Annotated in this window: 5 protein-coding genes; 4 read left to right on the top strand and 1 reads right to left on the bottom strand. The window is 65.3% G+C overall.

Going from position 1 to position 5,043, the window contains the following annotated elements; translation table 11 throughout:
* Positions 1–215: 215 nt before the first annotated feature.
* On the bottom strand, positions 216–1,106 hold the full coding sequence (locus F3J44_RS29240) for a LysR family transcriptional regulator (RefSeq protein ID WP_167277968.1): 891 nt from the start codon (positions 1,104–1,106) through the stop codon (positions 216–218).
* Between the two features lie 101 nt (positions 1,107–1,207).
* Here F3J44_RS29240 and F3J44_RS29235 point away from each other — a divergent pair, with 101 nt between their 5' ends.
* The 4 genes from F3J44_RS29235 (at position 1,208) to F3J44_RS29220 (ending at position 4,891) form a co-directional block, all read left to right on the top strand.
* Positions 1,208–2,302: an extracellular solute-binding protein gene (locus F3J44_RS29235; RefSeq protein ID WP_167069960.1), complete on the top strand. Its 1,095-nt coding sequence runs from the start codon at positions 1,208–1,210 to the stop codon at positions 2,300–2,302.
* A gap of 28 nt (positions 2,303–2,330) precedes the next feature.
* Entirely contained in the window at positions 2,331–3,305 is a 975-nt protein-coding gene (gene speB / locus F3J44_RS29230) for an agmatinase (RefSeq protein WP_167277966.1), read from the top strand.
* A 96-nt stretch (positions 3,306–3,401) separates the two neighbouring features.
* Positions 3,402–3,719 (top strand): hypothetical protein, encoded by a 318-nt coding sequence (locus F3J44_RS29225; RefSeq protein ID WP_167277965.1) that lies wholly within the window; start codon positions 3,402–3,404, stop codon positions 3,717–3,719.
* A 23-nt stretch (positions 3,720–3,742) separates the two neighbouring features.
* Positions 3,743–4,891, top strand: a complete 1,149-nt coding sequence (locus F3J44_RS29220) for a PQQ-dependent sugar dehydrogenase (RefSeq protein ID WP_167277963.1) — start codon at positions 3,743–3,745, stop codon at positions 4,889–4,891.
* Positions 4,892–5,043 lie beyond the last annotated feature (152 nt).

The following is a 5,043-nucleotide window of genomic DNA, read 5'->3' as shown; positions in this document are numbered from 1 at the left end:
GCTCACCCCGATGATGGCCAGAAGCGAATAGCTTCCTCGAACAGGCCTGATACATAGATGCAACCGGGTAACCATGTTCAAAAGCAGCTAGACAATGTTGGCGAGTCCATACATAGGAGCGGGCTTGACCCGCGAAGCAGGCACCGCGACGCATGGCACCGGCTTCGCCGGTGTTCGCGGGGCAAGCCCGCTCCTACAGGGGATCGCCGTCCGGCTCAGGGGAACATCGCCAACAGATCTTCCACGAAGGCTGCCTGCGCCTCCCCAGGCCCCTGCGCTCGATGCCTGGCCAAGGTAAAGGGCACCACGAAGTCCAACCCCGGCTCCAGCGCCCGCAACAGCCCCTGCGCCTCCCAGCTCGCCGCGCAGTGGCACGGCAGATAGCCAATGTGCCGCCCCGACAAGATCAACGTCAGCACGCTTTCAATTTGCTCCGCCACGGCCATGCTGCGCCTACTCTGGAACGGCTCGCCACCTTTCAGGAAGCGATAAGGGTGGCGCACCTGGTCCACCTCCAGCAACTGCTCCAAGGCAACCTGCCCGGCGTTGAACAACGGATGCCCTTTGCCGCAGTAGAGGCGCTGGCGCTCCTCGAACAACGGCTGGTAATCGAACGCCGCCTGGTTGCCGGAAAAATAACTAATCGCGCAATCGAGCCGCTGCTCCAGCAGCAACCGCTCCAACTGCGCCGGGGGCGCACTGATCAGCTCCAGTTGCACCGACTCCTCCCGTTGGCGAAAGCGCGCAATCGCCGAGGCCAGCTTCAGGCTGACCGCCGTGTCCTGGTTTTCCGCCATGCCCACCCGCACCGTTCCCAGTAGGCGGCCGGCCACACCGTTGGCCTGCTGGCGAAACTGCTCGATGTTCAGCAGCAAACCACGCGCCGCATCCAGCAGCAGTTCGCCCTTGTCGGTCAGGCGAAAGCCCCCCTTGCCCCGGCTGCACAGGCGATAACCCAGGCGCGTTTCCAACTGGGCCATGCGCTGGCTGATGGTGGGCTGGCTGAGCCCTAGCTCCCCCTGCGCGGCACTGAAGCCACCGGCCTCGACCACAGTGACGAACAGCCGCAGCAGGTGCAGGTCCGGGTCGTGAAGTTGTCCGAGCATACATTGCTCCTGGTGAATGTCAGCTTTGCAGACTTGCCATTCTTGCAATGTAACCCGGCTGGCATGCTGTCGGCATCCATCCACTTGCCGAGGTGCCTGTCATGCGTCGATCGTTGTGTCTGCTTGGCCTGCTGTCCATGGAACTGGCTTTGGCCCTGCCACTGCAGGCCGAAGAAAAAGTCGTCAACCTCTACAGCTGGGCCGACTACGTCGCACCCGAAACCCTGCAGCGCTTCGAGCGTGAAACCGGCTACAAGGTGCGCTACGACACCTTCGACACCACCGAAGTGCTGGAAACCAAGCTGCTCACCGGCGGCAGTGGCTACGACGTGGTGGTGCCTTCGTCCACCGTGCTGGCCCGCGCACTCAAGGCCCAGGCGCTGCAGCCACTGAACGCCCAGGCCATGCCCGGTTATGCCAACCTCGACAAAGACCTGCTGGCCAAGCTGGCCGAAGCCGACCCGGGCAACCGCTATGCCGTGCCGTACACCTGGGGCACCCTGGGCCTGGGGGTGAATGTGCAAGCGGTGCGTCAGCGCCTGGGCGATGTGCCGCTGGACAGCCTCGACCTGCTGTTCAAGCCTGAATACGCCAGCCGCCTGAAGGAGTGCGGCATCGCCATGCCCGACTCGCCCCAGGAAGTGATCGGCGTAGCCCTCAACTACCTCGGCAAAGACCCCTACAGCCAGGACAAGGCCGACCTGGCCGCGGCGCAGCAACTGCTGAACCAGCTGCAGCCGTCGATCAGCTATGTCGCCAACGGCCGGCAGATCAGCGACCTGGCCAATGGCAGCGTGTGCCTGGCACTGACCTACAACGGCGACGCCGCCATGGCCGCAGACCAGGCCCGCCGCGCCAACAAGCCGTTCGAGCTGATCTACCGCATTCCACGCGAAGGCACCTTGGTGTGGCAGGACAACCTGGTCATTCCCAAGGATGCGCCGCACCCCCAGGCGGCCCGGGCCTTCATCGCCTTCATGCTCCAGCCCGAATCGGTGGCCGCGCTGACCAACGCGCTGTTCTTCGCCAACGCCAACCAGGCCGCCACGCCGCTGGTGGATGAGGCCGTGCGCAACGACCCGGACATCTACCCGCCCGCACAAGTGCGCTCGCGCCTGTATGCCGACCGCAGCATGGCGCTGGCCGACCTGCGCCAGCGCAACCGCTTGTGGACGGCGTTCCGCAGCCGCCAGTGACCGATCATTACAACAAAGGAGCCCCACCGTGGAGCAAGCCAGCAGCAACGACCAGGCCATGACCCGCGACAGCCTCTACGGCACTGCCGCAGAAAGCACCTACGCCGGCATTACCAGTTTCTCGCGCCGGCGCTACAGCCGCGACCTGCGTGGTGTCGACGTGGTGGTCAGCGGCGTGCCGTTCGACACCGCCACCAGCAATCGCCCAGGCGCACGTTTCGGGCCGCGGGCCATTCGTGCCGCTTCGGTGCAGCAGGCCTGGGCACGCCACTGGCCGTGGGCGTTCGACCCGTTCGACCACCTGGCCGTGATCGACTACGGTGACTGCGCCTTCGACAGCGGCGCGCCACAGTCGGTGCCAGGCAGCATCCAGGCCCACGCCGAGCATATCCTGCAGGCCGGCTGCGCGATGCTGACCCTGGGCGGCGACCACTTCATCAGCTACCCGCTGCTCAAGGCCCACGCCCGCCGCCACGGCCCGCTGGCGCTCATTCACTTCGATGCGCACAGCGACACCTGGCCAGACGAGGAGGGCAAGCGCATCGACCACGGCACCATGTTCTGGCACGCCGCCCGCGAAGGCCTGGTAGACCCGGCCCATTCGGTTCAGGTCGGCCTGCGCACCACCAATGATGACAGCCAGGGCTTTGCCATCCTCGATGCCCGGCAGGTGCACCGCCAGGGCACCGAGGCGATCATTGCGGCGATCCGCCAGCGGGTGGGCGAGCGCCCGGTGTACCTGACCTTCGACATCGACTGCCTCGACCCGGCCTACGCGCCCGGCACCGGCACCCCGGTGTGCGCCGGGCTGAGCACGGTGCAGGCGCTGGAGATTCTTGGCGGCCTGCGCGGCATCAACCTGGTGGGCATGGACCTGGTAGAGGTGGCACCCGCCTATGACCATGCCGACATCACCGCACTGGCCGGGGCCACCCTGGCCATGGAGATGCTGTGCCTGTATGCGGCGCGCCACAAGGTCGACAGCGCGGCTGCAGGCGGCTGAAACATCAGGAATCGCATTCACGCTTTTGCCGCGAACCCTTGGCGCCTTAGGCTATCCAAACGCATAAGGCGCGCTTTTTCGTGCAGGAGGTGAAGCATGAATCCTACATTGGCAACCTTGATCGTCGGCCTCGCGCTGTGCCTTCCCGTGCAGGCTGCCCCTGGGCAAACGCTGCAACTGGCCGCCAGCGACAGCAACCCCTACAACAGCCCGATCCAGCGCGCCAACCCCAACAGCCGCCAGGGCAGCGTGCCAGCCACCCCGCCCGTGCGCGGGCCGTCCACCGTGCCCAACCCGCGCCCGCCAACCCTGGATAACCGCGGCATTGGCAATGGTGACAACCTGCGCCGCCAGCAACAGGCGCCAAACCTGGAACCCTCCCGGCCAGCGCGCGACACCCCGCGCGCACCCTGAGCTCTCATCGAAAGGAATCCTGCATGTCTCGAAGCACCTGGCTGACCACCCTGACCGCCGCCGCCTTGCTGCCATTGTTGGCCCATGCCGCGCCAGAGCAGCGCTTGCCCAGTGAGGAGGGGCAACTGACCGTCAGCACCTTGGCCGATGGCTTGCGCAACCCCTGGGCGCTGGCGTTCCTGCCCGGTGGCAAGGACATGCTGGTCACCGAGCGCCCTGGCAACCTGCGCCTGGTCAGCGCCGAGGGCAAGGTTGGCCCGCCCATCAGCGGCGTGCCCAAGGTCTGGGCCGAAGGCCAGGGCGGCCTGCTGGATGTGGTGCTGTCACCCTCGTTCGCCAAGGACCGCACCGTCTACCTGTCCTATGCCGAGGAGGGCAGCGATGGCAAGGCCGGTACGGCCGTCGGCCGTGGGCAGCTGTCGCAGGACCGCGCGCGGCTGGAGCACTTCAGTGTGATCTTCCGCCAGCAGCCCAAGCTGTCCGAAGGCAACCATTTCGGCTCGCGCCTGGTCTTCGACCGTGACGGTTTCCTGTTCATTGCCCTGGGCGAGAACAACCAGCGCCCCACGGCCCAGGACCTGGACAAGCTGCAAGGCAAGATCGTGCGCATCCTGCCGGATGGCGAAGTGCCCAAGGACAACCCCTTCGTTGGCAAGCAGGGCGTGCGCCCCGAGATCTGGTCGTTTGGCCATCGCAACCAGCAGGGCGCGGCGCTGAACCCGTGGACCGGCAAGCTCTGGACCCACGAGCACGGCCCCCGTGGCGGCGACGAAATCAACATCCCGGAGCCGGGCAAGAACTACGGCTGGCCGATCGCAACCCACGGCATCAACTACTCGATGCTGCCGATCCCCGAAGCCAAGGGCAAGCATGTCGACGGCATGGTCGACCCGCACCATGTGTGGGAGAAGTCGCCGGGTATCAGCGGCATGGCGTTTTACGACAGCCCGACCTTCAAGGCCTGGGACCACAACCTGTTCATTGGTGCGCTGGCGAGCCAGGAGTTGATTCGTTTGCAGCTCGATGGCGACAAGATCGTGCATGAAGAGCGTTTGCTGGGTGACTTGAAGGCGCGGATTCGCGATGTGCGGGTGGGGCCGGATGGCTACCTGTATGTGCTGACCGATGCCAAGGACGGGGCATTGTTGAAAGTGGGGCTTGATAAGGGCTGAGGTAATGGGTGGCCTGCACGGGCCGCTTCGCGGGGCAAGCCCGCTCCTATGTATGGACTCGCCAACATTGTCTAGCTGCTTTTGAACATGGTTACCCGGTTGCATCTATGTATCAGGCCTGTTCGAGGAAGCTATTCGCTTCTGGCCATCAT

Origin of the sequence: Pantoea sp. Tr-811, from assembly GCF_011752535.1 — a bacterium.
Taxonomy (GTDB): domain Bacteria; phylum Pseudomonadota; class Gammaproteobacteria; order Pseudomonadales; family Pseudomonadaceae; genus Aquipseudomonas.
The sequence above is the reverse complement of the archived record's forward strand: the minus strand, read 5'-3'. Positions and strand labels throughout refer to the sequence as shown.